Annotated in this window: 21 protein-coding genes and 1 other RNA gene; 12 read left to right on the top strand and 10 right to left on the bottom strand. The window is 65.7% G+C overall.

What is annotated here, in order from left to right:
• The first annotated feature begins 49 nt into the window (after positions 1-49).
• Entirely contained in the window at positions 50-1024 is a 975-nt protein-coding gene (locus LY284_RS03900; protein ID WP_014191620.1) for an NADPH:quinone oxidoreductase family protein, read from the top strand.
• 3 nt (positions 1025-1027) lie between these two features.
• On the opposite strand, the gene LY284_RS03895 is transcribed toward LY284_RS03900, so the two are convergent.
• The 10 genes from LY284_RS03895 to ffs form a co-directional block, all read right to left on the bottom strand.
• On the bottom strand, positions 1028-1996 hold the full coding sequence (locus tag LY284_RS03895) for a glycosyltransferase family 9 protein (protein WP_014191621.1): 969 nt from the start codon (positions 1994-1996) through the stop codon (positions 1028-1030).
• Positions 1997-2269: 273 nt separating this feature from the next.
• Positions 2270-3094, bottom strand: coding sequence for an ABC transporter permease (locus tag LY284_RS03890; RefSeq protein WP_014191622.1), 825 nt, complete (start codon positions 3092-3094; stop codon positions 2270-2272).
• 12 nt (positions 3095-3106) lie between these two features.
• Complete coding sequence (locus LY284_RS03885; protein WP_014191623.1) at positions 3107-3952, bottom strand: ABC transporter ATP-binding protein; 846 nt, start codon at positions 3950-3952, stop codon at positions 3107-3109.
• Positions 3953-3955: 3 nt separating this feature from the next.
• Entirely contained in the window at positions 3956-4993 is a 1038-nt protein-coding gene (locus LY284_RS03880) for an ABC transporter substrate-binding protein (protein WP_014191624.1), read from the bottom strand.
• 41 nt (positions 4994-5034) lie between these two features.
• On the bottom strand, positions 5035-6240 hold the full coding sequence (locus LY284_RS03875; RefSeq protein WP_014191625.1) for a CaiB/BaiF CoA-transferase family protein: 1206 nt from the start codon (positions 6238-6240) through the stop codon (positions 5035-5037).
• Between the two features lie 29 nt (positions 6241-6269).
• Positions 6270-6494 carry a DUF1653 domain-containing protein gene (locus tag LY284_RS03870; RefSeq protein ID WP_014191626.1) on the bottom strand — a complete coding sequence of 75 codons (225 nt, stop codon included), beginning with the start codon at positions 6492-6494 and terminating at the stop codon, positions 6270-6272.
• Positions 6495-6507: 13 nt separating this feature from the next.
• Entirely contained in the window at positions 6508-7104 is a 597-nt protein-coding gene (gene recR / locus LY284_RS03865) for a recombination mediator RecR (protein WP_014191627.1), read from the bottom strand.
• 40 nt (positions 7105-7144) lie between these two features.
• Positions 7145-7471 (bottom strand): YbaB/EbfC family nucleoid-associated protein, encoded by a 327-nt coding sequence (locus tag LY284_RS03860; protein WP_014191628.1) that lies wholly within the window; start codon positions 7469-7471, stop codon positions 7145-7147.
• Between the two features lie 98 nt (positions 7472-7569).
• On the bottom strand, positions 7570-9828 hold the full coding sequence (dnaX, locus tag LY284_RS03855; RefSeq protein WP_014191629.1) for a DNA polymerase III subunit gamma/tau: 2259 nt from the start codon (positions 9826-9828) through the stop codon (positions 7570-7572).
• A 155-nt stretch (positions 9829-9983) separates the two neighbouring features.
• Positions 9984-10082: signal recognition particle sRNA small type (ffs, locus tag LY284_RS03850), an RNA gene on the bottom strand.
• A 332-nt stretch (positions 10083-10414) separates the two neighbouring features.
• On the opposite strand from ffs, the gene trxA reads away from it, so the two are divergent.
• The 11 genes from trxA (at position 10415) to LY284_RS03800 (ending at position 26735) form a co-directional block, all read left to right on the top strand.
• Complete coding sequence (gene trxA / locus LY284_RS03845) at positions 10415-10741, top strand: thioredoxin TrxA (protein WP_008349330.1); 327 nt, start codon at positions 10415-10417, stop codon at positions 10739-10741.
• 259 nt (positions 10742-11000) lie between these two features.
• Positions 11001-12266, top strand: coding sequence for a transcription termination factor Rho (rho, locus tag LY284_RS03840; protein WP_014191631.1), 1266 nt, complete (start codon positions 11001-11003; stop codon positions 12264-12266).
• Positions 12267-12367: 101 nt separating this feature from the next.
• Entirely contained in the window at positions 12368-13195 is an 828-nt protein-coding gene (locus tag LY284_RS03835; RefSeq protein WP_014191632.1) for a zinc-dependent peptidase, read from the top strand.
• A 153-nt stretch (positions 13196-13348) separates the two neighbouring features.
• On the top strand, positions 13349-13603 hold the full coding sequence (locus LY284_RS03830; protein WP_014191633.1) for a type B 50S ribosomal protein L31: 255 nt from the start codon (positions 13349-13351) through the stop codon (positions 13601-13603).
• Positions 13504-13716, top strand: coding sequence for a hypothetical protein (locus tag LY284_RS39185; RefSeq protein WP_375294255.1), 213 nt, complete (start codon positions 13504-13506; stop codon positions 13714-13716). The genes LY284_RS03830 and LY284_RS39185 overlap by 100 nt, the downstream gene beginning before the upstream one ends.
• Before the next feature lie 137 nt (positions 13717-13853).
• On the top strand, positions 13854-15617 hold the full coding sequence (locus tag LY284_RS03825) for a glycosyltransferase family 39 protein (protein ID WP_014191634.1): 1764 nt from the start codon (positions 13854-13856) through the stop codon (positions 15615-15617).
• 40 nt (positions 15618-15657) lie between these two features.
• Positions 15658-17019, top strand: a complete 1362-nt coding sequence (locus LY284_RS03820; RefSeq protein ID WP_077157895.1) for an MATE family efflux transporter — start codon at positions 15658-15660, stop codon at positions 17017-17019.
• A gap of 85 nt (positions 17020-17104) precedes the next feature.
• Positions 17105-23107: an alpha-2-macroglobulin gene (locus tag LY284_RS03815; RefSeq protein ID WP_233384603.1), complete on the top strand. Its 6003-nt coding sequence runs from the start codon at positions 17105-17107 to the stop codon at positions 23105-23107.
• Between the two features lie 4 nt (positions 23108-23111).
• Positions 23112-25346 carry a penicillin-binding protein 1C gene (gene pbpC / locus LY284_RS03810; protein ID WP_233384581.1) on the top strand — a complete coding sequence of 745 codons (2235 nt, stop codon included), beginning with the start codon at positions 23112-23114 and terminating at the stop codon, positions 25344-25346.
• A 198-nt stretch (positions 25347-25544) separates the two neighbouring features.
• A complete protein-coding gene (locus tag LY284_RS03805; RefSeq protein WP_014191638.1) occupies positions 25545-26126 on the top strand; it encodes a helix-hairpin-helix domain-containing protein in 582 nt (193 codons plus the stop codon).
• A gap of 150 nt (positions 26127-26276) precedes the next feature.
• On the top strand, positions 26277-26735 hold the full coding sequence (locus LY284_RS03800) for a YidB family protein (RefSeq protein WP_041730468.1): 459 nt from the start codon (positions 26277-26279) through the stop codon (positions 26733-26735).
• Positions 26736-26788 lie beyond the last annotated feature (53 nt).

The raw sequence follows: 26788 nt of genomic DNA, 5'->3' as shown, positions 1-26788 counted from the left end.
CGAACGCCTTCCCTGCCCTACACTGAGGCCACTTCAACGAGGAGAAGACATGCGCGCCGTCAGATGCAACGAACACGGATTGCCCGATACGCTTTCCATCGAAACGCTGCCCGACCTGCATCCGCAAGCCGGCGAAGTCGTCATCGACGTGAAAGCGGCGAGCGTGAATTTCCCCGACGTGCTCATCATCCAGAACAAGTATCAGTTCAAGCCGCCGCTGCCGTTTACGCCCGGCGCGGAGTTCGCGGGCGTCGTGCGCGAAGTGGGCGCGGGCGTGACGCGCCTTGCGCCCGGCATGCGCGTGGCCGCCTACACGGCGCAGGGCGCGTTTGCCGAACAGGCGCGCGCGAAGGAAGCGGCCTGCATCGCGCTGCCCGATGACGTCGATCTCGCCGAAGCTGCCGCGTTCACGCTCGCCTACGGCACCGCGTATCACGCGCTCGTGGATCGCGGCGCGTTGCAGGCGGGCGAAACACTGCTCGTGCTTGGCGCCGCGGGCGGTGTCGGCATGGCGGCGATCCAGATCGGCAAGATCGTCGGCGCGCGCGTGATCGCGGCGGCGTCGAGCGCGGAGAAGCTCGCCTTCTGTCGCGAACATGGCGCGGATGACATCATCGATTATGCGAAAGAAGATCTGCGCGAGCGCATCAAAATGCTGACGGACGGCAACGGTCCGGATGTCATTTTCGATCCGGTCGGCGGCGCGTATGCGGAGCCCGCGTTTCGCAGCATTGGCTGGCGCGGGCGGTATCTGGTCGTCGGCTTCGCGAACGGCGAGATTCCGAAGCTGCCGCTCAATCTCGCGCTGTTGAAAGGCGCGAGCATCGTCGGCGTGTTCTGGGGCGGTCACATGCAGCGCGAACACGCCCTCGCCGATGGCGAGTTCGCGACGATGGTCGACTGGATCAAGGCGGGCAAGTTGCGTCCGGTCGTGACGAAGCGCTATTCGCTCGATGAAACGCCGCAAGCACTCGACGACATGATGAACCGCCGCGTGACCGGGAAGGTCGTGATCGAGCCGTAAGAACTAAAGGCGCCGCGATTGCGCGCCGGGCAGCATGCCGATGCGCGCGGCCGGCGGCGTTGCCGCGTCGGTGAAATCGGCGGCGGCGAAATGAGGCTGCGCGTGCGTATCGTGCAGCGTCTGGAAGGCCGCCAGCACGCGCCGCACCGTCAGCATGCGTTGCCAGAGCCGCTCCCTGAGCGCGCCGAACGGCAGCACTGTAAGCGGCAGCACGACGGCGCCCGGCCCCCAGCCGGGACGCCACGAGCGCGCGAGGCCCTGACGCATGAAAAGCGACAAGGTCGGCACGCCGATGGCGGACGCGAGATGCCCGAGCCCCGAATCGTTGCCGATGAACCAGGACGACTCGGCGATCCACGTCGCGACTTCGCCGAGCTTCGGCAGCGCGTTGACCTCCCATCCTTCTTCCGCGAGATCGCCCCAGACGCCGAACTCGGCAGGCGCGACGAGAAAACTCGGTTGCCAGCGACGATGCGAGAGTCCGCGCGCGAGCCCCAGAAACTTCTTGCGGCCCCACATCTTTTCGGGATGGCTTCCCGTGGGATGAATGGCGACGCGATTGGCGAAGCGCCCTTTCACGATGCCTGCCGGAACGACGAGACCGTTCTCGCGCGTGACGTCACGCAGGCCGAGTACTTTCGTCGCGACCTCGGCCGCACGGTCCACCATATGCTTCGAGCCGCGATATTCGGGCAGCGTCGAGACACACAAGGTTTCGCCCGAGCGGCTCAGTGCCGATGCATAGCCGGTCGGCAGCAGCTCGATCACGGTATCGAACGCGCCCTGCCAGGCATCGGCCTGACCCACGGTGACATGGGGAAACCAGTCCGCAAGATGCTCGGCGACCCAGCCGAACACGACGGGCCGATAACCGTTGCGGATGAGATTGTTGACGAGGACGAGCCCGATGAGGCTGTCACCGATCGGCGATGGCAGCGCCACCGCAATCGAACTGTCAATTCGCAAATTCATTCTTGTTCTCGCGGAATCGCGCGGACGAGCGCCGCGCCGATGGGGCGCGGTCGCACCGGATTCAGAGTGTCGCCCCGGTTGCGTGACGGCTTGATGTGCTTCGACGCCGGCTCCGGCGGGTCACGCCGCCTGGCCAGCGGACCCGCGTCGCGCGGCGCAGGAATAGCGCAGCATGATAAAGCTATCAGCCGCGCATGACCATAACCGATTCATCCGAAACCGGTCTGACGCGTTTTGTCACGAGCACGCCGGCCGCGCGCCGGGCCGATCCCGTCAGAGCTTTTCCGTCTCGCCGGTTTTCGGCTGCCACCGCATGAGGCGCCGCTCGACCAGCGCGACGAGGCCGTCGAGCACGAGCGCGAAAGCCGTCAGCACGAGAATGCCGGCGAAGACCGTGTTGATGTCGAAGGTGCCTTCGGCCTGAAGGATCAGATAGCCGACGCCCCGCGCCGATCCGAGATATTCGCCGACCACCGAGCCGACGAAGGCCAGCCCGACCGACGTATGCAAGCTCGAAAACACCCAGCTCGTCGCGCTCGGCAGATAGACGAAGCGCAGCAATTGCTTGCGGTTCGCGCCGAGCATGCGCGCGTTCGCGAGCACGACCGGGCTCACTTCCTTCACGCCCTGATAGACGTTGAAGAACACGATGAAAAACACGAGCGTCACGCCGAGCGCGACTTTCGACCAGATGCCGAGCCCGAACCACACGGCGAAGATCGGCGCGAGAATCACGCGCGGCATCGAATTGGCGGCCTTGATGTAGGGATCGAGCAGCGCGCTCGTCGTCGGTGCGAGCGCGAGCCAGAGGCCGACGCCCAGGCCGAACACCGTGCCGATCACAAACGCGAGCACCGTTTCGATCAGCGTCACCCAGAGGTGGATGTAGATCTCGCCGCTCGTGAACCACTCCCAGATGCGCACGAGCACCTTCTGCGGCTCGCCGAAGAAGAACGCGGCCTTGTTGGCGTCATCGAAATAGAAAGGCGGCAGGAGCGTCGGGCTCGTCAGCGCGTACCACAACACGAAACACGCGAGCAGCAGCAGCCATTGCCACACGATGAGATTGCCCCGATTCGGGCGCAGCTTGTTCCACATGGTCGACTCGTCTTATTCGGCGGCGGCGGGCTTCAGTTGCTGCTGATAGCCCTTCAACACTTCCTCGCGCAGCACGCCCCAGATCTGCGCATGCAGTTCGACGAAGCGCGGATGCGAACGGATCTCGGCGACATCGCGCGGGCGCGGCAGATCGATCGCGAATTCGCCGATCGGGTGCGTGCCCGGCCCCGCCGAGAGCACGACCACGCGATCGGACATCGAGATCGCCTCATCCAGATCGTGCGTGATGAAAAGCACCGCCTTGCGCTTGGCCGCCCATAAATCGAGCAGCTCGTTTTCCATCAGTTGACGCGTCTGGATGTCGAGCGCGGAGAACGGCTCGTCCATCAGGATAATGTCGGGATCGAGAATCAGCGTTTGCGCCATCGCGACGCGCTTTCTCATGCCGCCCGACAGCTGATGCGGGTAACGGTCGCCGAAGCCGCCGAGGCCCACGCGCTTCAACCACTCCTCGCCTCGCGCATCGGCTTCCTGCTTCGACACGCCCTGAAATACGAGGCCGGCCGTCACGTTGTCGAGCGCGGAGCGCCACGGCATCAGCGCGTCGGCCTGGAACATGTAGCCCGCGCGCCGGTTGATGCCCGTGAGCTTTTCGCCGAAGACGCTCACGCTCCCCGATGACGGCTCCAGCAACCCCGCCGATACGTTGAGCAGCGTGGACTTGCCGCAGCCGGTCGGCCCGACCACGGAGACGAATTCACCGGGCGCGATGCCGAGCGTCGTATTGCGAACCGCCGTGTAACGGTCCTTGCGGCTCTCGCGCGAGGCGAACGTGCAGGTGACGTCTTCCAGCGCGAGCGCGTGAGTCGCTGAAGCATGAGTCGATGGCGCGTTCATCGATCAGACCTTGACGTTGGCAAGCGCCTTCTTCACGAAGTCGTTGGTCCACGTCTTCGACAGGTCGATCGGCTTGCCCTTCACGGTTTCGTCGAAGGCCTGCAGCGTCTTGAGCGACGTCGCGGGGCCGTCGGCGGGCATCAGGCCGTCCGGCGACAGCGCTTCCTTGACGTGCTGCCAGGAATCGAGATACAGCGCGCGATCGCCGAGCAGATAGCTTTCCGGCACCGTCGAAATGAGGTCCTTGCCCGATGCGCTCTGCAGCCATTTCAACGCGCGCACCATCGCGTTGGTGAGCGCCTGCGTCGTGTTCGGATTCTTCGTGATGAAGCTTTGCGATGCGTACAGGCAACCCGCCGGCATGTTGCCGCCAAACACCTTGACGGTATCCGCGAGCGTGCGCGTGTCCGACACGATACGGATATCGCCCGCGCGGTCGAGCTTGGTCATCACCGGATCGAGGTTGGCGATGGCGTCGATCTGCCCGGATTGCATCGCGGCGATCGCGCCCGCCCCCGCGCCCACGCCGATGAACGACACATCGGTCGCCTTCAGCCCGGCCTGCGCGAGCACGAAGCCCGCCATGATCGACGTCGATGAGCCCGGCGCCGTCACGCCGATCTTCTTGCCCTTTAGATCCGCGACCGACTTGTAGTTCGGCATCGTTTTCTTCGACACGGCGAGCACGATCTGCGGCGCGCGTCCTTGCAGCACGAACTCGCGGAAATACTGATTCTTCGCCTGAAGCAGGAGCGTGTGCTCGAACGCGCCCGACACGACATCCGCGCTGCCGCCGACCGCCGCCTGCAGCGCCTTCGCGCCGCCCGCGAAATCCGCGATCTCGACTTCGAGCCCTTCGTCCTTGAAGTAATTGCGGCGCTCCGCGATGGTGAGCGGCAGATAGTAGAAGAGATTCTTGCCGCCGACCGCGATCGATACCTTGGCCTGTTCCGGCTTGTTCTGTGCGAACGCGAGCGGCATGCCCGACCAAGCTCCACCTGCGAGCACGGCGCCGCTCGCGATGAACGTTCTGCGTTTCATCGTCTTCGTCTCCTTCGAAATTTTTGTTGTCTGCGAGCGCGCTAGATCACGTTGGCAGCCCGCAGCCGCGCAATATGGTCGGCATCATACCCGAGCGTCTGAAGTACTTCATCCGTGTGTTCACCGAGTTGCGGGCCGAGCCAGCGCGTTTCTCCCGGCGTTTCCGAGAGCTTCGGCGTGACATTCGGCAGCGCGATCTCGCGGCCGTCCTGCCACGGGAAACGTTGCAACATCTGGCGCGCGATGTATTGCGGATCGGTGAACATGTCCGCGACGCTGTAGATGCGGCCCGCGGGCACATCGACGGCATTGAGCACGGCGAGCGCCTCGTCGATGCTGCGCGTCGCGAGCCACGCGGCGATGGCGTCGTCGATTTCCTGCGTGCGTGGCACGCGGCCGTCGTTCGAGGCGAGCGCGGGATCGTCGGCGAGATCCGCGCGGTCGATCGCGTTCATCAGACGCTTGAAGATCGGGTCGCTATTGCCGCCGATCACGATGCTGCCATCGCGGCACGGATACGTGTTCGACGGCACGATGCCCGGCAGCGACGCGCCCGCGCGCTCGCGCACCATGCCGTACACGCCGTACTCGGGCACGACGCTTTCCATCATGTTGAAGACGGCTTCATACAGCGCGACGTCGACGACCTGCCCCTTGCCGCCGTTCACGCGCACGTGATGCAGCGCCATCATGCCGCCGATCACGCCATGCAGCGCCGCGATCGAATCGCCGATCGAGATGCCGATGCGCGGCGGCGGCAAATCCGGATAGCCCGTGATGTGGCGCAGCCCGCCCATCGATTCGGCGATCGCACCGAAGCCCGGCCGATCGCGATACGGGCCCGTCTGCCCATAGCCCGAGAGCCGCACCATCACGAGGCCGGGATTTTCCGCGGAGAGCACTTCGTAACCGAGCCCGAGCTTCTCGAGCAAACCGGGCCGAAAGTTCTCGATGACGATATCGGCTTCCTTCGCGAGCTGCCGGACGATCTCTTTGCCCTCTTCGGCCTTGAGATTCACCGTCACCGATTTCTTGTTGCGCGCCTGCACCGCCCACCACAGCGACGTGCCGCCCACTTCGGGATACAGCTTGCGCCATTTGCGCAACGGATCGCCGCCGTTCGGATCTTCGATCTTGATGACGTCCGCGCCGAATTCGCCCATGAAGCGCGCGGCGAACGGGCCGGCGATGAGCGTGCCCAGTTCCAGAACCTTGACGCCGGCGAGTGGTCCCGTCGTTGCGTTCATGGTTGCGTCTCCTTTTTTTGCTGGTCTTTTTACAGCGGAATGTCGAGCGGCTTGAAGCGCGGCGCGCCGTCGGCGAGCGTCTCGTTGAACATCGCCGCCGGACGCACCCACAGGCCACGATCATGCGGCCAGAGATGCTCGTAGACGATCATTGCTTCCTCGGTCTCCGAGTGGCGCGCCACGCCGATCACGCGATACAGCCCGCCCTTGTAATGGCGATGCGTCGCGAGCGCGAGGGCTTCGGTTTCTGTCATCGGTTTGAATCCTTTAAACGGAGCGCCGGTCAAGCACCGCGCGCGCGATGGTGCCCGCATCGACGTATTCGAGCTCGCCGCCCACCGGCACGCCGCGCGCGAGCCGCGTCACCTTCAGGCCCTTGCTCTTCAAGGTCTGCGCGAGATAGTGCGCGGTCGCTTCGCCTTCGTTGGTGAAGTTGGTGGCGAGCACCACTTCCTCCACGATGCCGTCGAGCGCACGGCTGATGAGCCGCTCGAAGTGGATTTCCTTCGGACCGATGCCGTCGAGCGGGCTCAGCCGCCCCATCAGCACGAAATAGAGCCCGCGATACGTGAGCGTCTGTTCGAGCATGATCTGATCGGCGGGCGTCTCGACGACGCACAGCAAGGCCGGATCGCGTTCCTCGTCGAGGCAGACTTCGCAGATTTCGCTTTCCGTGAAGGTGTTGCACTTCTCGCAGTGCTTGAGATGCTCGGTCGCGAACAGCAGCGACGCGCCGAGCTTCTCGGCGCCCGCGCGGTCGTGCTGCATCAGGTGGTACGCCATGCGCTGCGCCGATTTCGGTCCGACGCCGGGCAGCGCGCGCAGCGCTTCCACGAGCGCCGACAAAGCGGAAGGTTGTTTCATGTGTCCTCATGACACGCCGGAATCGCTCCGGCGCGCTGATTTAGAACGGCAGCTTGAAGCCCGGCGGCATCGGCATGCCGGCCGTCATGCCGCTCATCTTTTCCTGCGTGGTGGCCTCGGCCTTGCGCACGGCGTCGTTGAACGCGGCGGCGACGAGATCTTCCAGCATGTCCTTGTCGTCGGCGAGCAGGCTCGGGTCGATCGACACGCGCTTGACATCGTTCTTGCAGGTCATCGTCACCTTCACGAGACCGGCGCCGGACTGGCCCTCGACCTCGATCAGCGCGAGCTGATCCTGCATCTTCTTCATGTTTTCCTGCATCTGCTGAGCCTGCTTCATCAGCCCGGCGAGTTGGTTCTTCATCATGGTTCGGCTCCTTACTGGAAAACGTGTGGCGGGTGAGCGCGCGTTTGCTTCACGCGCCCGGCATTCGATTGGCTAGCGCGGCGTTTTCGCGCATCGATTCAAGACGGACTCGCGCCCGATGCGGCAATCGGCTTGATCGAGCCCTGCACGATGCTCGCGCCGAAATCGCGAATCAGCGATTGCACGAACGGGTCCTGCCTGATCTCCTGCTCGGCCTCCTGCTGACGGCGGGCGCGATCCGCTGCATCGAGCGCGGCGGCGGTGCGGCGCGCGGGCGCGACATTGACGTTGACTTCGATCGCGCGGCCGAGCTTGTCGGTGAGCGCGGCCTTGAGCTTCGCGACGTGCGAGGCGTCGGTGTACATCTGAACGGCCACGGCGAGCGTGACGGAGTTCGCGTCGCAGGCGGTGAGTTCGCTATTGAACGCGAGCTGATGGGCGACGCCCTTGAGCGGCAGATCGATCGCGAGCGCGGGCCATTCGACGCTCACGCCGAGCGCATCGAGCGACACGGCGGGCGGCAGCGGCGTCATGTCGATGACGGGCGCGGGCTTCGCCGCCGGCTCGGCGTTGAACCGCATGTCGTCGGGACCGCTGTCGAACGCGGGCACGAAGCCGTCGTCCGGCGGCATGAAGTATTCGTCTGCCGATCCCGCCGGCGGATAGTCGTCGGGCGGCATGTCCTCCCACGGCGGGACGACGCGCCCCTTGTTCGCCTCGCTGGCTGCGGCCTTGGGTTCGGGTGCGGCCGCCGCGCGTTTGGGCGTCGGGACCTGAACCTGCACCGCGGGCTTCGCGGCCGGTTTCGGCGCGGCGGGCGCGGCAGCCGGCGCAGTCGATGCGCCACGCGCACCGCGATCGGACGAAAGACGCATGCCTGCGCTGCGCAGCACTTCGAGCGCCGCGCTCGCGCCGCCGCCCGCGCGCGATGCGGCGGCCTCGGGCTCGGGTACGCGCGACGCTGCGGCGGGCGCGGCTTCCTCGACGGCCTGTCGCACTGCTTCCGGCACCGGCGCGGGCTTCGCGGGCACGGGTTCGATCGCTTTCGGCTCGATGCTTTCGATGCTCTCGATGGCCTCGGCAGGCGCGACGGCGATTTCGGCCGGCGGCGCCGTTTCCGCCTTCACGTCGACACTTTCCACCGAAGGCGCTTTCGCCACCGGCGCGGGCGCGACCGCGCGTTCGGCCATCGCACCGGCGAGCGCCGCGCTTCGCGCCACGGGCTTCGCCGCCGAAGGCGCGCTCACCGCGATACCGCCGCCGCCCGGCCCGCCCGCGGGCTCGAACGCGAGCATGCGCAAGAGCGTCATCGTGAAGCCGGCGTATTCGTCCGGCGCAAGGCCGAGCTCGCTGCGCCCGACGGTCGCGATCTGATAGAAAAGCTGAACCTGCTCGGCGGACAACGTGTCTGCAAAGCGGCGGATGTCCGTCGCTTCCGGCCATTCATCCAGCACCGACGACGGCGCGAACTGCCCCCACGCGATGCGATGCAGCAGGCTCGCGAGATCCTGCAGCGCCGTCGAGAAAGACAGGCTGCGCAGCGCCATTTCGTCGGCGATCGCGAGCACGAGCGCGCCGTCGCCTGCGGCGAGCGCATCGACGAGGCGAATCAGATAGCTTTGATCGAGCGCGCCGAGCATGCCGCGCACGGCTTCCTCGGTGACCTGGTTGGCCGAATACGCGATGGCCTGATCGGTGAGCGACAGTGCGTCGCGCATGCTGCCGTCCGCCGCGCGCGACAACAGGCGCAGCGCCTGCGACTCGAAGGTGATCTGCTCTTCCTGGAGAATGTTCTCCAGATGCGACACGATGTGCCCCGCCGGCATCTGCTTCAGGTTGAACTGCAGGCAGCGCGAGAGCACCGTGACGGGAATTTTCTGCGGATCGGTCGTCGCGAGAATGAACTTCACATGCGGCGGCGGCTCTTCGAGCGTCTTCAGCATGGCGTTGAAGGCGTGATTCGTGAGCATGTGCACTTCGTCGATCATATAGACCTTGAAGCGCGCATCGACCGGTGCGTACACGGCGCGTTCGAGCAGCGCGGCCATTTCGTCGACACCGCGATTGCTCGCCGCATCCATCTCGACGTAATCGACGAAGCGGCCTTCATCGATTTCCCGGCACGCACGGCATACGCCGCACGGCTTCGAGGTCACGCCGGTTTCGCAATTGAGCGCTTTCGCGAAGATGCGCGAGAGCGTCGTCTTGCCGACGCCGCGCGTGCCCGTGAACAGATAGGCGTGATGCAGGCGGCCGCCGTCGAGCGCGTGCGTGAGCGCACGAACGACGTGCTCCTGGCCGACGAGCGACTCGAACGATTTCGGCCGCCATTTGCGTGCGAGAACTTGATAGGTCATGCGCGAAATTGTATCAGTAACGACCTCGCGCAAAGGCTGCCCCGGCGGGGCGAACGGCCGCGACTGGACGCACGTGAGCGCCGCACGCCGCAGGGCGCGCATATCATTAAAACGAGGGGAGAAACGAGACAGAAGAACGACGGAGAAAAGCGGAAGGTGACGAGCCCGACCCTCGGCACTGGTGGAAAACGGCTGTGGCTGCTTCGTTCCCGACCTGACCAGGTTGACCGCGCCGCCATGCGAGGAGGCCCGTCACATCGAATCATACCACGGGGCCACGCGATGCCGGAAGGCGTCGGCTCATCGCGCCGGTTCGACATGCCCTCTTGTGCTTCGGTTTTCCGCCCTCAGATTCGGCCTATCAGCACCCGGCAACGGATAGTAAAGTAGGCTAAGATGGCATTTGAATTGTGCGGAAGTGGTGCATTTTGCCCTTGCGCGCGTCATTCGCCGCCGCGTGGCTAAGTTTTGGCGCACGGCGAGCGGGCCTGAAACTGCCCGTTGGCGACGAGAATCTTTTTCCAGTTTTGGTGTATCGTGGCGAGCATTCAAACGCGGGCCTCGAATCAATAGAGGTATTCAGACAATGAGCGAATCAATCAAGCACATCAGCGACGCTTCTTTCGAACAAGATGTCGTCAAGTCGGATAAACCTGTCCTGCTCGACTTCTGGGCCGAGTGGTGCGGTCCGTGCAAGATGATTGCCCCGATCCTCGACGAAGTCGCGAAGGATTACGGCGATCGCCTGCAGATCGCGAAGATCAACGTCGACGAGCATCAGTCGACGCCGGTGAAGTTCGGCGTGCGCGGCATTCCCACGCTGATCCTCTTCAAGAACGGCGCCGTGGCCGCGCAGAAGGTCGGCGCATTGTCCAAGTCGCAACTCACCGCGTTCCTCGACAGCAACCTGTAACGGCATCGACGGCAAACGCCGGCATCTCCCGGCGTTTGCCTGCGGCATCCACGGCGCAATTCACGCGCACGACGATGCAGCCGATGTTGTCGCGTGACAACATCGGCCGAAAAGCCCCGCCCAAAGCCCACCCGAGGCCCGTGTGGCGTGTGCTATGCTAGAATCATAAGAGTTCCAGAAGTATTAAGTCTCGAGCGGTTCCGCTCACCTCTTCTCCCAAATCTTTTCGTCGCACCTCTCTCCCCGGCGGGAAATCCGTATGCATTTATCCGAGCTCAAGTCTCAGCACGTGTCTGCACTGATCGAGATGGCCAATGGCCTCGAGATCGAAAATGCGAACCGCCTGCGTAAGCAGGAACTCATGTTCGCGATTCTTAAAAAGCGCGCCAAAGCGGGCGACACGATTTTCGGCGACGGCACGCTCGAAGTGCTGCCCGATGGCTTCGGTTTCCTGCGCTCGCCCGAGACTTCGTATCTCGCGAGCACGGACGATATCTATATCAGCCCGTCGCAAATTCGCCGCTTCAATCTGCATACCGGCGACACGATCGAAGGCGAAGTGCGCACGCCGAAAGACGGCGAGCGTTATTTCGCGCTCGTGAAGGTCGACAAAGTCAACGGGCAGCCGCCCGAGGCCTCGAAACACAAGATCATGTTCGAGAACCTCACGCCGCTGCATCCGAACAAGCCTTTGCCGCTCGAACGCGAAATGCGCGGCGAGGAAAACGTGACGGGCCGGATCATCGACATGATCTCGCCGATCGGCAAGGGCCAGCGCGGCCTGCTCGTCGCGTCGCCGAAGTCGGGTAAGACCGTGATGCTTCAGCACATCGCGCATGCGGTGAAGGCGAATCATCCGGACGTCATCCTGTTCGTGCTGCTCATCGACGAGCGCCCGGAAGAAGTGACGGAAATGCAGCGCTCGGTGAAGGGCGAAGTCATCGCGTCGACCTTCGACGAACCCGCCGCGCGTCACGTGCAGGTGGCCGAGATGGTCATCGAAAAGGCGAAGCGTCTCGTCGAAATGAAGCACGACGTCGTGATTCTGCTCGACTCCATCACGCGTCTCGCGCGCGCCTACAACACGGTCGTGCCGGCCTCGGGCAAGGTGCTGACGGGCGGTGTCGACGCCAACGCGCTGCAGCGTCCGAAGCGATTCTTCGGCGCGGCTCGCAACATCGAGGAAGGCGGATCGCTCACGATTATCGGCACTGCGCTGATCGAAACCGGCAGCCGCATGGACGACGTGATCTACGAAGAGTTCAAGGGCACCGGCAACATGGAAGTGCACCTCGAACGCCGTCTCGCGGAAAAGCGCGTCTACCCGTCGATCAACCTGAACAAGTCGGGCACGCGCCGCGAAGAATTGCTCATCAAGCCGGACCTGCTGCAAAAGGTCTGGGTGCTGCGCAAGTTCATCCACGACATGGACGAAGTCGAAGCCATGGAATTCCTGCTCGACAAGATCCGTCAGACGAAGAACAACGCCGAGTTCTTCGACATGATGCGTCGCGGCGGCGGCTGATTCCGCCTTCGCGCCGAGAGAAACCGCCTGCTTTCGTCAGGCGGTTTTTTATTGGGCCGGTGCGTACAATCCGCAACTGTTCCCGTCTTCCGGTTCGACGCATGGCCAATCTTTTCACTCGCTGGTTCGGCGCGCAACGCCGCGAGCGCGCACTGCGCAAATACGCCATCGACGATGCGCTCTGGCAGCGCACGCTCGACGCGTATCCGTGCTTCGGCCATCTGAACGCGCTGGATCTCGCACGCCTGCGCGAGAGTGCGAGCCTTTTCATCGCGCAAAAGGAATTCTCGACCGCGCACGATCTCGAACTGACCGATCAGATGATGGTCGCCATCGCCGCTCAAGCCTGTCTGCCCGTGCTCAATCTCGATCTCGACCTGTATCGCGGATGGGTCGGCGTGATCGTGTATCCGGGCGAATTCGTGATCCGCAAGACGGTCGAGGACGAAGACGGCGTCGTGCACGAAGTCGAGCACGATGCGAGCGGCGAGGCGTGGGAAGGCGGACCGGTCGTGCTGTCGTGGGAAGATGCGCAGATGTCGGACGGCGCGGAAGCCTACAACGTCGTGATCCACGAGTTCGCGCACAAGATCGACATGGTGACGGGCATCGCCGACGGTCATCCGCCGCTTTATCGCCGCTGGCACGCGCCGCTCGATTCGACCGCCTGGGCGGACGTCTTCGACAACGCCTACGACCAGTTCTGCGCGCGCGTGGACGCCGTGCCCGAGCGCCGCTGGAACCGCTTCGAGCGCGAATCGCTGATCGATCCCTACGCGGCGGACCATCCGTCGGAATTTTTCGCGGTGTGCAGCGAGGCGCTTTTCGTGACGCCGCAGGCGTTCGAGGCGGACTATCCGGAGCTTTACCGCCTGCTCGCGCGCTATTACCGGCAAGACCCGGCGGGCGTCGGCGCGCTGTCGGCGTGACCTGAGCCGTAGCGTCCGAAAAAGATGTCAAGCAACTGATTTTCTGGCATAATCGCCGTTTTTCGACCCCAGGCAAGTGACTCGCGCCGTCGAATCGACCTTCATCGATCGGCAGCGCAGCGGGTTGGCTACCGCCAGATACCAGGAAAGACCATGAAACAAGGCATTCACCCGGATTACCGCGAAGTTCTGTTCGTCGATATGTCGAACGACTTCAGGTTCGTGACGCGTTCGACCATTCAGACGCGCGAAACCGCCGAATTCAACGGCAAGACCTACCCGCTCGCGAAGATCGAAGTGTCGTCGGAATCGCACCCGTTCTACACCGGTCAGCAAAAGATCATGGACACGGCCGGCCGCGTCGAGAAGTTCAACAACAAGTTCGCGCGCTTCTCCACCAAGAAGTAAGCAGGACTTCGAGCTTCAGAAAGAAAGGGCAGCTTTGGCTGCCCTTTTTTTGTCGCCGATTGCTTTTCGTCTCGCCACGGCGCGCATCGGCACCGCCTTTGCTGCATCGGTGAAACGCTGTTGCGTCCGGCCACGGCGCGCACCGCCGATCCGCCTTCAATGCCGCCGCGCGACTACAATGCCGGTTGCTCCGGCTCCGCCCGCGCCTTGCGCCCGATAAGCGGACCCTTATCCAATCAAGCCTGCCCGCATGCGATCTGTCGTTCGTCTGACCGCCTCCGCCACCAGCGCCCTGCCGCGCTGGCTGCTGCTCGCCATCTGTATTACCTACGCGTCGTTCGGCCTGTTCGGCCGCGATCCGTGGAAGAATGAAGATGCGGCGGGCTTCGGCGTCATGTGGACGATGGCCAACGGCGACGCGCGCGACTGGCTCCTGCCGAACCTCGTCGGCAAGGCGCCCACAGCCGACGGCCCGCTGATGTACTGGCTCGGCGCATCGGCCATCCGCCTGCTGAGCCCGTGGGTCGATGCGAGCAATGCGTCGCGCGTGGTCACGGGTCTGCTCTTCTGTCTCGCGTGCGCGTTCGTCTGGTACTCCACCTACCTGCTCGGCCGGCGCGACGAAGCCCAGCCGTTCAAATACGCCTTCGGCGGCGAGCCGGAGCCGCGCGACTACGGCCGCACGCTCGCCGACGGCGCGCTGCTCATCCTGCTCGCGTGTTTCGGACTCGCCGAGCGCGGCCACGAAACCACGCCGCAGCTCGCGCAGTTCGCCGGCACCGCGATGCTCATCTACGGCCTGGTACGCAGCCTCGACAAGCCGATCCACGGCGGCCTCGTGTGGGGCGTGGCGATCGGCGTGGTCGGCTTGTCGAGTTCGCCCGTGCTCGTGTTCGCGCTCCTGCTCTGCACGCTCGCGATGACGATCATCGTGAAGCAGGTGCGCGCCGCCCCGCTCCTGATCTTCGGCCTGCCGGTCGCGATCCTGCTGATCGCCGCATGGGTGCTGCCGACGCTGCACTACTTTCCCGAAGACGGCGAATGGTGGCTGCGCCAATGGTGGCGCAACAGTTTCTCGTTCTTCTCCGGCACGCCCGGCACCATCTTCGCGTACGCGATCAAGAACCTGCCGCTTTTCACCTGGCCCGCGTGGCCGCTCGCGTTGTGGGCCTTCGTCAGCTGGGGCGGGCTACGCCGCTCGCCGCACGTAGGCGTGCCGCTGTCGATCATCGGGCCGCTGCTCGTGCTCGTCGTCTTGCAGGCGCACGAAACCAACCGGCTCTTCATGCTGCTCCTGCCGCCGCTCTCGGTGCTCGCGACTTTCGCGCTCCCCACGCTGAAGCGCGGCGCGATCAACGCGATCGACTGGTTCGCCATGCTGAGCTTCACCGTCATCGGCTCGTTGGTGTGGCTCGTCTGGACCGCGGGCATGTTCGGTTTTCCGGCGTCGATGGCGCGCAATCTCGCACGTCTCGCGCCGGGCTTCCATCCGGAATTCAAGCTGATTTCCTTCGTCTGCGCGGTGGCCGTGACCGCCTGCTGGTTCATGCTCGCGCGCTGGCGTCTCGCGCGTCATCCGAAGGTGCTGTGGCGCAGCGTCGTGCTGTCGAGCGCGGGCACCACGCTCATGTGGGTGCTGCTCATGACGCTGTGGCTGCCGGTGGTGAATTACAGCCGGACCTATCGCGACGTGGCGGAGCAGATCGCCGGGCACCTGCCGCCCGACTACACGTGCATCTCGCCCGTGCGCCTGGGCGACGCGCAGATCGCGACGTTCGCCTATTTCGGCGGCATGCATTTCGCGTTCGACGAAGACTGCGACGTGATCCTGCGCCAGGATCCGGCGGACTACGGCGAGCCGTCGTCGATGTCGGCGTTCCAGTGGAAGCTCGTCTGGGAAGGCCGGCGCGTTGCCGACCGCGACGAGCGTTTCCGCCTCTACGTGCGCATCGAGCGGCCGACGCCGCCGGCGAAGAAACCGCTGCGTCCGAAGAGCCTGCGCCGGGCACAGTAAGGCAATGCGCGCGATCCCCCACTCCGTCAGCGCAACCGGCATGCTGAGCGACGTGCGCAAGATCGCCGCGCTCGCGTGGCCGGTTCTGATCGGTCAGTTGGCGGTGATCGCGTTCGGCGTCATCGACACCGCGATGGTCGGCCGCTTCTCCGCCACCGATCTCGCGGCGCTCGGCTTGGGCGGCTCCGTCTACATCTCGGTGTATATCGGGCTGACGGGCATCCTCGTCGCGTTGCAGCCCATCGCCGGGCAGCTTTTCGGGGCGGGCCGCGAAAGCGAAATCGGCGAGGAAACGCGCCAGGCGCTGTGGCTCGCCGCCGCGCTCACGATCATCGGCTTCGTGCTGCTCTACTTTCCCGAACCGATTCTCTCACTCGCGAAAACGCCGCCCGCGCTGCACGAGCGCACCGTCGACTATCTGCGCATCCTGTCGTTCGGCCTGCCCGCGAGCCTCGCGTTTCGCGTCTACAGTTCGCTCACGAACGCGGTCGGCAAACCGCGACTCGTGATGTTCCTGCAAGTCGGCGGCCTCCTGCTCAAGTTTCCGCTCAACACCTGGTTCATCTTCGGCGGCGCGGGCGTGCCGGCGCTCGGCGGCCCCGGCTGCGCGCTCGCGAGCACGCTCATCAACTGGGTGCTGGCGATGGTCGGCATGACGGTGCTCTTCAAGGTCGAATTCTTCCGCCCGTTCGGCATCTTCTCGCGCTTTTGCTGGCCGGTCTGGCGGCGGCAGTTCGCGCTCTTGCGCCTCGGCATTCCGATGGGTCTCTCGTATCTCATCGAAGTGACGTCGTACACGTTCATGGCGCTCTTCATTTCGCGCTTCGGCACGACCACGCTCGCCGGCCATCAGATCGCCGGGAATCTCGGCGCGGTGCTGTACATGACGCCGCTGTCGATCGGCATCGCATCGACGACGCTCGTGTCGCAGGCGCTCGGCGCGGGGCGCTTCGACGACGCGCGTTCGATCGGGCGTCATGGCATCGGCATGGCGTGCGTGCTCGCGCTCGTGTACGGCGTGATCCTGCTCGCCGCGCGCCCCCATGTCATCGCCGCCTACACGCCCGATGCGCACGTGATCGCCGCCGCGATGCCGCTCGTGCTCATCATCTTCTTCTATCACCTCGGCGACGCCCTGCAGATCACCGTCGCGTTCATCCTGCGCGCGTACAAGGTGACGGTCGTGCCGACGGTCATCTATGCCGTCGCGCTGTGGGGCATCGGGCTCGGCGGCGGCTATCTGCTCGGCTTCGACGTGGGCGGCGGCGTGCCCGAATGGCTGCAGGGCGCGCGCGGCTTCTGGATCGCCAACTCGGCGAGCCTCGGCATCGCGGGCATCGGGCTCTTCGTCTATTGGCGGCGCGTGAGCGCGCGGCGCGTGTCGCGGGTCGATGCGGTCTGAGTCCTCGTGGAAAAACGTCTCAACGTAAAGATTGACGTAAGGCTCCAGTAGAATTTCCCGTCGAGGAAAAACTCGGAGCGAGTGGATGAGCCGCGTTATCACGCAACAAATAAAATGGATCCTGCCCGCAACCACGCTGATCGCCGCGCTCGGGGCGGGCGTCGCGATGCATCGGGCCGATGCCGCGCGCATCGCGACCGTGTCGCCGCAGGGCAAGGTCGCGCAAGTGCGGCAGGTCGTCGCCAAATTCGACGAACCGATGATCGCCTTCGGCAGCGCGTCGGCCGCCGCGCCCGGCAAGGTCGCCTGTAGCGGCGCGAGCGCGGCGGCGCTGGCAGGCTCGGGCCGCTGGGTCGACGCGAAAACCTGGGCCTTCGACTTCGAACACGATCTGCCGCCCGGCGTGCGCTGCGCGCTCGATCTCGCGGATAGCCTCAAATCCGTCGCGGGCAATGCGCTTTCCGGCCCGCGCCATTTCGCGTTTCAGACGGGCGGCCCGTTCGTCACGCGCATCATGCCGAGCTATGGCGACGTCGAAGAAAATCAGACCTTCGTACTGCGCCTGAACGGACCGGCAACGCAGGCTTCCGTGCTTCAGCATGTCTGGTGCGAGTCGAGCGCGCTCGGCAACCGCATTCCGGTGCGCGCCGTCGATGATGCGTCGCGCGCCGCCCTGCTCAAGCATTTCCGGCTCGACAAGGAAAGCGACCGCGTGCTCACGCTCGCGTGCCAGCAAACGTTGCCTTCCGCGACGAAGATGCAGTTCGTATACGGCCCGGGCGTGACCGGGCCAAGCGGCATCGCCAACGACGTCGAGAAGCGCTTCGACTTCACGGTGCGCGAGCCCTTCGCGGCGAGTTTCTCGTGCGAACGGGAGAACGCGAAAGCGCCGTGCACGCCGTTGCGCCCGCTCCGGCTCAATTTCAGTGCGCCGATCAGCCGCGCCGATGCCCAGAAGTTCGTGCTGCGCGGGCCAAAGGGCAACGCCTCACCTCGTTTCGACGAAAGCGACAAAGACGCGGAAGTGAGCGCCGTCGAGTTCGCCGCGCCGCTGCCCGAGCGCGCCGATCTCACCATCGAAGCGCCCGCGAACCTGAAGGACGTGAGCGGCCGCGCGCTCGCGAACGCCGATCTCTTCCCGCTCAAAACCGCGACCGCCGCGATGCCGCCGCTCGCGAAGTTTTCGTCGGGCACGTTCGGCATCATCGAGCGATTCGCCGAGCCCGGCATGCCCGCGATGCTTCCGGTGACGCTGCGTCACGTCGAAGCGGACCTGCATGTGCAGGGGTTGAATGCCGGCACGTCGCAGATCACGCAGCTCAAGCTCGACGCCGACGCGGATATCCGCCACTGGATGCGCGCCGTCGATACGTTCGACGGCATCTCGATGTCGCGCTCGTCGATCGAAGAACGCATGCCCGCTATGCTGAACAACGGCATCGAGCCGGTCGTCATCCCGAACAGCGACGGCAGCGTGTCGAAAGACCCGCAAATCGATATCCGGTCGCTTTCGATGCTGGCGAAGCAACGCGGCGTCGAAACGCTCACCCTGCCCGCCGCCGATCCGAAAGCGCTGCGGCCCTTCGAAGTCGTCGGCATTCCGTTCGGCAAGCCGGGCTTTTACGTCGTCGAGATGCGTTCGCCCACGCTCGGCGCATCGCTCATCGGCAAGAATCAGGCGATGTACGTGCGCACCTCGGTGCTCGTCACGAACCTCGGCGTGCATTTCAAGCAGGGACGCGAAAACAGCCTCGTGTGGGTCACGACGCTCGACAAGGGCAAGCCCGTCGCGAACGCGCAAGTGCGCGTGACCGATTGCAACGGCGACGAGATCGCGACCGCAAACACCGATGCGCAAGGCATCGCGAAAATCGGCAAGCCGCTCGCCGCCGTGCGCGAATGCAACGAGCGCAGCCTCGCGTGGGGCGGTTTCTTCGTGTCGGCGCGCGTGAACGATCCGGTCAGCGGGCCGGACATGGCGTTCGCGATGTCGGACTGGAACCGCGGCATCGAATCGTGGCGCTTCCACGTCCCGACCGACATGAGCGCGACGCGCACCACGCGCGCGCATACCGTGTTCGACCGCACGCTCCTGCGGGCCGGCGAAACGGTGTCGATGAAGCATCTGTTGCGCGTCGAAACGCTGAACGGTTTCGCGTTCGCGCCGAACAATCCGACGCGCGTGACGATCCGCCACGTCGGCAGCGGGCAAACATGGCATCTGCCGCTCAAATGGGCCGCGGATCACAGCGCCGATTCCACCTTCACCGTGCCGCCCGCCGCGAAGCTCGGCGAATACAGCGTGACGCTGGACAACGGCAGCGCGAATAACGACGACGAGGACAACGACAACGCCATCACGCAGTCGTACGAATCGGGCAGCTTCCGCGTCGAGGAATTCCGCTTGCCCGTCTTCAAAGGCTCGATCACGGCGGGCGACGGCGCATCGCCCGGTCTGGTCGCGGCACAGGAAGCGCCGGTCGCGGTGCGGCTCGAATACGTGCAAGGCGGACCGGCGTCGAATCTGCCCGTGCAGGTGTCCGCGCTCGTGCGCGACGTGCCGCCGCCTTTCGCTTCGCAGTACGAGGCGTTCAGCTTCGCGCCCTATCGGAAACCCGCGGACGACGGCGCGAGCGCACCCGCCGAGGACGACGACAGCGAAGCGCAGGACAACGCGACGGCCAAACTGATTGCCGACAAGCTGCGTGTCACGCTCGATCGCGACGGCGCGGGCAAGGTCACGGTGAAGCCGCTGCCGGCGGTCGAATCGCCGAAGCGCCTCGCGCTGGAAGCGAGCTTCGCCGATCCGAACGGCGAAATTCAGACGATCAGCGGCGGCGCGACGCTCTGGCCCGCCGCGGTGGCGGTCGGCGTGAAGGCGGGGCACTGGGTGTCGGTCGGCGGCGCGCTGCCGGTGCAGGCCATCGCGCTCGATCTGGCGGGCAAGCCGCGCGCGGGTGTCGCGGTCGAGATCAAGGCGGTGGCGCGCGTGATGTCGAGTTCGAGAAAGCGCATGGTCGGCGGCTTTTACGCGTACGACAACCACACCGAAATCAAGGATCTCGGCACGCTGTGCAGCGGCAAGAGCGACGACCACGGCATCGTCTCGTGCGACGCGAAACTGAAAGAGCCGGGCAACGTCGATCTGATCGCGGTCGCGAAAGACGGCGACGGACGCGCAGCCAACGCGAGCACATCGGTATGGGTCACGCGCGAGGACGAATTGTGGTTCGGCGGCGAGAACACCGACCGCATCGACGTGCTGCCCGAAAAAACCAGCTACGAACCCGGCGAAACCGCGCGCTTCCAGGTGCGCATGCCCTTCCGTTCGGCGACGGCGCTCGTCGCGGTCGAGCGCGAGGGCATCATGGAGACGCGCGTCGTCGAACTGAACGGCAAGGACCCGACCGTCGAACTCAAGGTCGAGGACGCGTGGGGGCCGAACGTCTACGTGTCGGTGCTCGCGTTGCGCGGACGCATCCGCGAAGTGCCGTGGTATTCGTTCTTCACGTGGGGCTGGAAGGCGCCCGTCGAATGGGCACGCGCGTTCTGGTACGAGGGCCGTCAGTATCAGGCGCCCACGCCGCTCGTCGATCTGTCGAAGCCCGCCTTCCGTTACGGGCTCGCGTCGATCAAGGTCGGCGCGGCCGCGCACAAGCTCGCGGTGAGCGTGAGCCCGGACGCGAAGTCATACACGGTGCGAAGCCGCGCGCATGTGAAGGTCAAAGTCGCATTGCCCGACGGCAAGCCCGCGCCCGCCGGCACGCAAATCGCCGTCGCGGCGGTCGATGAAGCGCTACTCGAACTCATGCCCAACGCAAGCTGGGACGTGCTCGACGCGATGTTGCAGCAGCGCGCGTACGGCGTCGAAACCGCGACCGCGCAGATGGAGATCGTCGGGCGGCGGCATTTCGGGCGCAAGGCCGTGCCCGCGGGCGGCGGCGGCGGACACAGCGCGACGCGCGAACTCTTCGACACCCTGCTTCTGTGGAATCCGCGCGTGACGCTCGATGCAAACGGCGAAGCCGCCGTCGATGTGCCGCTGAACGACGCGCTCACGCGCTTTCGCATCGTCGCGGTCGCGACGGTCGGCGCGGGGCGGTTCGGCAGCGGCAGCGCATCGATTCAAAGCACGCAGGACTTGCAACTGATTTCGGGATTGCCGCCGCTCGTGCGCGTCGGCGATGCGTTCCGCGCGCAGTTCACGCTGCGCAATACGACGGCACGCACGATGCGTGTCGTCGTCACGCCGCACGCGGAAGCGCTCGCGCTCGATGCGCGCACGGTCGAGCTCACGCCGGAATCGTCGCAGGAAGTGGCCTGGGACGTGAAGACGCCGGACGTGCTCGGCGCGCGCGATACCGCGAGTCTCGACTGGAACGTGAGCGCATCCGAACAGGCCGGGCCAAAGGCGAGCGACGCCGTGAAGCTGACGCAAAAAGTCGTCGCGGCCATTCCCGTCACCGTGCAGCAGGCGACCATCACGCAGGTCGACGGCACGCTCGCGCTGCCCGTCGCGCCGCCCGCCGACGCGGACAGGGCGGGCGACGGCGCGGTGCGCGGCGGTATCGCCGTGTCCTTGCAGCCAAAGCTCGCGGACGGCTTGCCCGGCGTGCGCCGCTGGTTCGAGCGCTATCCCTACAGTTGCCTGGAGCAGCAGACGTCGCGCGCGCTGGGATTGATGGATGCCGCGCAATGGCAGGGTGTGCTCGCGAAGATGCCGTCCTATCTGGACCGCGACGGCCTCGCGAACTACTTCCCGCCCGCCGACGACGAACGCCCGACCGGCAGCCCGACGCTCACCGCCTATCTGCTCGCTGTCAGCGATGAAGCCGCGAAGCAGGATCGCCGCTTCGCCCTGCCCGACGATCTGCGCAACCAGATGGCGGCGGGTCTCGCGAATTTCGTCGACGGCAAGATCGAGCGCAAGGTCTGGACGCCGCGTAACGATCTCGACTACGAGAAGCTCGCGGCGATCGAGGCGTTGTCGCGCTACGGTGTCGCGCAGCCGCGCATGCTCGGCTCGATCACGGTCGCGCCGGATCAATGGCCAACCTCGGCGGTGCTCGATTACTACGCGATCCTGTCGCGCGTGGACGGCATCGCCGGTCGCGACGAAAAGCGCGCGCAGGCCGAGCAGATCATCCGCGCGCGGCTGACTTATCAGGGCACGCGCCTCACCTTTTCGACCGAACGCGACGACGATCTCTGGTGGCTCATGACCGGCCCCGAGACCAACGCCGCGCGCACCGCGCTCGTTTTCGCGCAGTCGCCGGGCTGGAAGGACGAGATGCCGCGCCTCGTCGCAGGGCTGCTCGCGCTGCAGAAAAACGGCGCATGGCAGACGACGACCGCCAACCTGTGGGGCGCGCTCGCGGTCGGCCGCTTCTCCAGCCTGTTCGAGAGCACGCCGGTGACGGGCCATACGTCGATCCAGCTGGGCGCGTCGTCGCAAAGCGTGAACTGGAGCGCAGCGGCAGCGTCGACACCCGCGCCCGCCTCGGCCACGCCCGCGACGAAGACCGCGAACGCGCGCAGCGTGTTGCTGCCGTGGTCGGCCGGCTCGCTCACGCTCACGCAAGACGGCACGGGCAAACCGTGGGCGACGATCGAAAGCCTCGCAGCCGTCGCGCTGAAGGCGCCGTTCGCGGCGGGCTATCGCATCGCGAAGACGCTCACGCCAGTCGATCCCGCCGCGAAAGGCGTGCTCTCGCGCGGCGACATCGTGCGCGCGCATCTCGACATCGACGCGCAAAGCGACATGACCTGGGTCGTCGTGAACGATCCGATTCCCGCCGGCGCGACGATTCTCGGCTCCGGCCTCGGGCGCGATTCGGAAGCCGCCACGCAGGGCGAAAAACGGGATCGCGATGCGTGGCCCGCTTTCGTCGAGCGCGGTTTCGACGGCTATCGCGCGTATTACGGCTATCTGCCGAAGGGCAAGCTTCAGGTCGAATACACGATGCGTCTGAACAATCCCGGCACGTTCGGCCTGCCGCCGACGCGCGTCGAAGCGCTCTACGCGCCTTCGACGTTCGGCGCGCTGCCCAATGCGCCGGTGGTCGTCAAACCGCTCGCGGCGAAGTGAAGCGATGAAGCGCGCCGCCCTCGCCTTCATCGCGTGCATCGTAGGCGTTGTGTCGACGGCCGCGCACGCGTCGCCGGGTTTCGACGACGTGCGCGCGGCATGGCGCAGCTCGGACTGGGTGCTGCTCGCCCGCGACGGCGAGACGCTCGCACGCACGCGCATCGACACGAGCGCGCGGCGCGGCGACTGGATCGCGCTCGCGGACGTGTCGCCGGCGTTGCGCGAAGCGATCGTCGTGTCGGAGGACAAGCGCTTTTACGAGCACGCGGGCGTCGACTGGCGCGGCGCGGCCGCCGCCGCGTGGGGCAATCTGTGGAACACGCGCACGCGCGGCGCGTCCACGGTGACGATGCAGCTCACCGGACTCATCGACAGCGAAGGCAAGCCGGCGGGACGCCGCTCGATCGGAGAAAAAGCGCAGCAGACGATCGGCGCGCTGTGGCTCGAACGAAGCTGGCGCAAGGACCAGATTCTCGAAGCGTATCTGAACCTCGTGCCGTTTCGCGGCGAGATCGTCGGACTGTCGGCGCTCTCTCAGACGCTCTTCGGCAAGGCGCCTTCCGGTCTCGACGAGCGCGAGGCCGCGCTCGCCGCCGCGCTGGTGCGCGCGCCGAACGCGCCGTATCCGAAAGTCGCCGCGCGCGCCTGCGCGATCCTGCGCGACATGCAGGCGCTGCACGGCGCGCGCGGCGGCGATCCGTGCGTCAACCTGAGCAGCTACGTGCAGCTCGCGCTCACGCGCACGGCATCCACACCCGCCACGGCGCAAGGCGATGACGCGCTCGCGCCGCATCTTGCGCGGCGTATCGCAAGCGAAGCGCATCCGGCGGCGGGCGCGCGCGTGCGCTCCACAGTCGATGCGCGCTTGCAGCGCTTTACGCGCGACACGCTTGCGCGCACGCTCGCCGAACTGAATGCGCGCGCGCATCCGCGCAATGTGCACGACGCGGCGGCCATCGTGATCGACAATCGCTCGGGCGACGTGCTCGCGTGGGTCGGCTCGGCGGGCGGGTTGTCGAACGCGCCGCAAGTCGATGCCGTGCTCGCCGCGCGCCAGGCCGGTTCGACGCTCAAGCCCTTCCTCTACGCGCAGGCGATCGACGAAAAGCGCGTCACCGCCGCCACCCTGCTCGACGACGCGCCGCTCGATCTCGCGACCGGCGGCGGCCTCTACATTCCGCAGAACTACGATCACGACTTCAAGGGCTGGGTGAGCGTGCGCACGGCGCTCGGCTCGTCGCTGAACGTGCCCGCGGTGCGCACGCTCGTCATGGTCACGCCGCATCGTTTCGCGAAGACGCTCGTCGCGCTCGGCCTGCAGCTGACGAAAGCGGGCGATTACTACGGCTTCAGCCTCGCGCTCGGCAGCGCCGACGTCACGCTGGCGACGCTCGCCAACGCCTACCGCACGCTCGCGAACGGCGGGCTCGCGCGCCCCGTCTTCGATCTCGCGGACCATCGCCCGGCGGCGGACGGCGGCACGCGCGTGTTCAGCGCGGAGGCGAGTTTCATCGTCACCGACATCCTCGCCGACAACAACGCGCGCACGCGCACCTTTGGCTTCGACAGCGTGCTCGCCACGCGCACGTTCAGCGCCGTGAAAACCGGCACCAGCAAGGACATGCGCGACAACTGGGCGGTCGGTTTCACTTCGCGCTACACCGTGGGCGTGTGGGTCGGCAATGCCGACGGCGCACCGATGTGGGACGTTTCAGGCGTGACGGGCGCGGCGCCGGCGTGGAATGCCATCGTCAACTATCTGAACCGGCGATCGGATAGCAGCGCGCCGCGCGCCCCGGCGGGCGTGATCGCGACGCGCGTCACGTATCAGAACGACATCGAACCGGCGCGCGGCGAATGGTTCGTGCGCGGCACGCAGATGAGCGAGATCGGTCTCACGGCCAATGCGGCGCAGGCCGTGCGCGGCGCAAAGAGCAACGCGGCCGATATGACCGATGCGGCCGCCGCGCGCATCGGCGCGCCGACGAACGGCACGATCTTCGCGCTCGACCCGGATATTCCGCCGGCACGGCAGCGCGTGTGGTTCGAGCGCGCCGGCAGCGGCGCGCGCCTTGCGTGGCGGCTCGACGGCAAGCCCTACGGCCACGACGCCCGCGCCGCATGGTTGCCGTGGCCGGGGCGTCACGTGCTCGAACTGGTCGATGCGAAGGGCGACGTCGTCGATAAAGTGAGCTTCGAGGTTCGCGGCGCGTTCGCCAAAACGGCCGCGTCACGCTGATCCGCGAAACGTCCGCCGTCATCCGCTTCGTGTTATGCAACGTTAAAGATTGTGCGGAAAGCGCGGCGCACGCGAAGGGGTCGTGCACAATGCGGACCGTCATGGTTCGGGACGTTTTTTGCCCTATGCTTAACGGCAACTTTCTCGATCGGCCCGAACTTATCGACCTATCCTATCTTTTATGCCTGGAGTGCCGTCATGCTGAAAAAGCTGCTGATGCTGTGCTTAGCGTTCATGGTTTCGATTGGCGCCGCGTTTGCCGCGGTCGATGTCAACACCGCCGATCAGGCCGCGCTTGAATCCGTCAAGGGCCTGGGGCCGGTGAAATCCAAGGCGATCGTCGACGAGCGCACGAAGAACGGCCCGTTCAAGGACGCCGACGACCTCGCGACCCGCGTCAAGGGTCTGGGCACCAAGTCCGTTGCGACGCTGGAGCAAAATGGCCTGACGATAGGCGGCTCGTCGCTGCCGCCGACAGGCAAGACAGCGAAGCCCGCAACGACGACGCAAGGCGGCAGCGCCGCGCCGAACTCGACGGTGAAGTCGTCGACAGCGGCCACCGCCGCGACCTCGCCCGCGGCCACGACGGCGCAGACGCCGGCCACGGCGCCCGCCGCGGCTGCATCGGGGGCTAAGGCATCGAAGAAATCGAAGAAGGAAAGCGCGGCCGCGACCACGGCGAATGCATCCGCCCCGGCGGCCGCGAGCGAGGCGAAACCCGCCAAATCGAAGCGCAGCAAGAAGGACAAGGCAGCCAGCGCCGCGGCCGCCAGTCAGTGATTCTTCGGGGAACCTTGTCGAAGGAAAACTGCCTTCGTAGGACCATCGTCGAACGGCCGCTCGCGGCCCATGCCCACGCCGCCGCGTCCTGCATCCGGATTCGGCGGCGCCAAGCGAACCTACCCCGTAACCTTTCGTAGTGAGACCGCCATGAGCCTACTCGATATCCTCGCATCCACCCTCGGCAATTCGTCGCAACAAGGCGGGCAACCGGCTCAGTCCGGCCAGGCCGCACTGATCGGCATGGCGCTCCAGTACATCAATAGCCAGCCGGGCGGCATCATGGGGCTGATCCAGCGCTTCCAGCAACACGGCGCGGGCGATGTCGTGCAATCGTGGATCGGCACCGGCGAGAACAAGCCGATCAGCCCGGACACGCTCACGAATGTGCTCGGTCAGGACAACGTCGGCGCGCTCGCGCAGAAGGCCGGCGTCTCGGGCGACCAGCTTTCGGGCATGCTGGCGGCGGTGCTACCGCATATCGTCGATCGCGCGACGCCGAACGGCGAAGTGCCGCCCGAAGGCCAACTCGACCTGACCGGCGTGCTCGGCTCGCTCGGCGGCCTGGCGGGTCTCTTCGGCAAGAGCGAAGAGCCGAAGCAAGGTTAAGCGCGTTTTCCGCTTCCGGCGATACTTCCGTATCTCCCCAAAGCCCCGCAGGC

This window comes from Caballeronia sp. PC1, from assembly GCF_021353155.1.
GTDB classification, from domain to species: Bacteria; Pseudomonadota; Gammaproteobacteria; order Burkholderiales; family Burkholderiaceae; genus Caballeronia; species Caballeronia cordobensis.
The sequence above is the reverse complement of the archived record's forward strand: the minus strand, read 5'-3'. Positions and strand labels throughout refer to the sequence as shown.

Excerpts from the sequence above, each read along its gene's own strand:
- LY284_RS03900 (WP_014191620.1), top strand. The coding sequence starts at position 50 with ATGCGCGCCGTCAGATGCAACGAACACGGATTGCCCGATACGCTTTCC.
- LY284_RS03895 (WP_014191621.1), bottom strand. The coding sequence starts at position 1,996 with ATGAATTTGCGAATTGACAGTTCGATTGCGGTGGCGCTGCCATCGCCG.
- LY284_RS03890 (WP_014191622.1), bottom strand. The coding sequence starts at position 3,094 with ATGTGGAACAAGCTGCGCCCGAATCGGGGCAATCTCATCGTGTGGCAA.
- LY284_RS03885 (WP_014191623.1), bottom strand. The coding sequence starts at position 3,952 with ATGAACGCGCCATCGACTCATGCTTCAGCGACTCACGCGCTCGCGCTG.
- LY284_RS03880 (WP_014191624.1), bottom strand. The coding sequence starts at position 4,993 with ATGAAACGCAGAACGTTCATCGCGAGCGGCGCCGTGCTCGCAGGTGGA.
- LY284_RS03875 (WP_014191625.1), bottom strand. The coding sequence starts at position 6,240 with ATGAACGCAACGACGGGACCACTCGCCGGCGTCAAGGTTCTGGAACTG.
- LY284_RS03870 (WP_014191626.1), bottom strand. The coding sequence starts at position 6,494 with ATGACAGAAACCGAAGCCCTCGCGCTCGCGACGCATCGCCATTACAAG.
- recR (WP_014191627.1), bottom strand. The coding sequence starts at position 7,104 with ATGAAACAACCTTCCGCTTTGTCGGCGCTCGTGGAAGCGCTGCGCGCG.
- LY284_RS03860 (WP_014191628.1), bottom strand. The coding sequence starts at position 7,471 with ATGATGAAGAACCAACTCGCCGGGCTGATGAAGCAGGCTCAGCAGATG.
- dnaX (WP_014191629.1), bottom strand. The coding sequence starts at position 9,828 with ATGACCTATCAAGTTCTCGCACGCAAATGGCGGCCGAAATCGTTCGAG.
- trxA (WP_008349330.1), top strand. The coding sequence starts at position 10,415 with ATGAGCGAATCAATCAAGCACATCAGCGACGCTTCTTTCGAACAAGAT.
- rho (WP_014191631.1), top strand. The coding sequence starts at position 11,001 with ATGCATTTATCCGAGCTCAAGTCTCAGCACGTGTCTGCACTGATCGAG.
- LY284_RS03835 (WP_014191632.1), top strand. The coding sequence starts at position 12,368 with ATGGCCAATCTTTTCACTCGCTGGTTCGGCGCGCAACGCCGCGAGCGC.
- LY284_RS03830 (WP_014191633.1), top strand. The coding sequence starts at position 13,349 with ATGAAACAAGGCATTCACCCGGATTACCGCGAAGTTCTGTTCGTCGAT.
- LY284_RS03825 (WP_014191634.1), top strand. The coding sequence starts at position 13,854 with ATGCGATCTGTCGTTCGTCTGACCGCCTCCGCCACCAGCGCCCTGCCG.
- LY284_RS03820 (WP_077157895.1), top strand. The coding sequence starts at position 15,658 with ATGCTGAGCGACGTGCGCAAGATCGCCGCGCTCGCGTGGCCGGTTCTG.
- LY284_RS03815 (WP_233384603.1), top strand. The coding sequence starts at position 17,105 with ATGAGCCGCGTTATCACGCAACAAATAAAATGGATCCTGCCCGCAACC.
- pbpC (WP_233384581.1), top strand. The coding sequence starts at position 23,112 with ATGAAGCGCGCCGCCCTCGCCTTCATCGCGTGCATCGTAGGCGTTGTG.
- LY284_RS03805 (WP_014191638.1), top strand. The coding sequence starts at position 25,545 with ATGCTGAAAAAGCTGCTGATGCTGTGCTTAGCGTTCATGGTTTCGATT.
- LY284_RS03800 (WP_041730468.1), top strand. The coding sequence starts at position 26,277 with ATGAGCCTACTCGATATCCTCGCATCCACCCTCGGCAATTCGTCGCAA.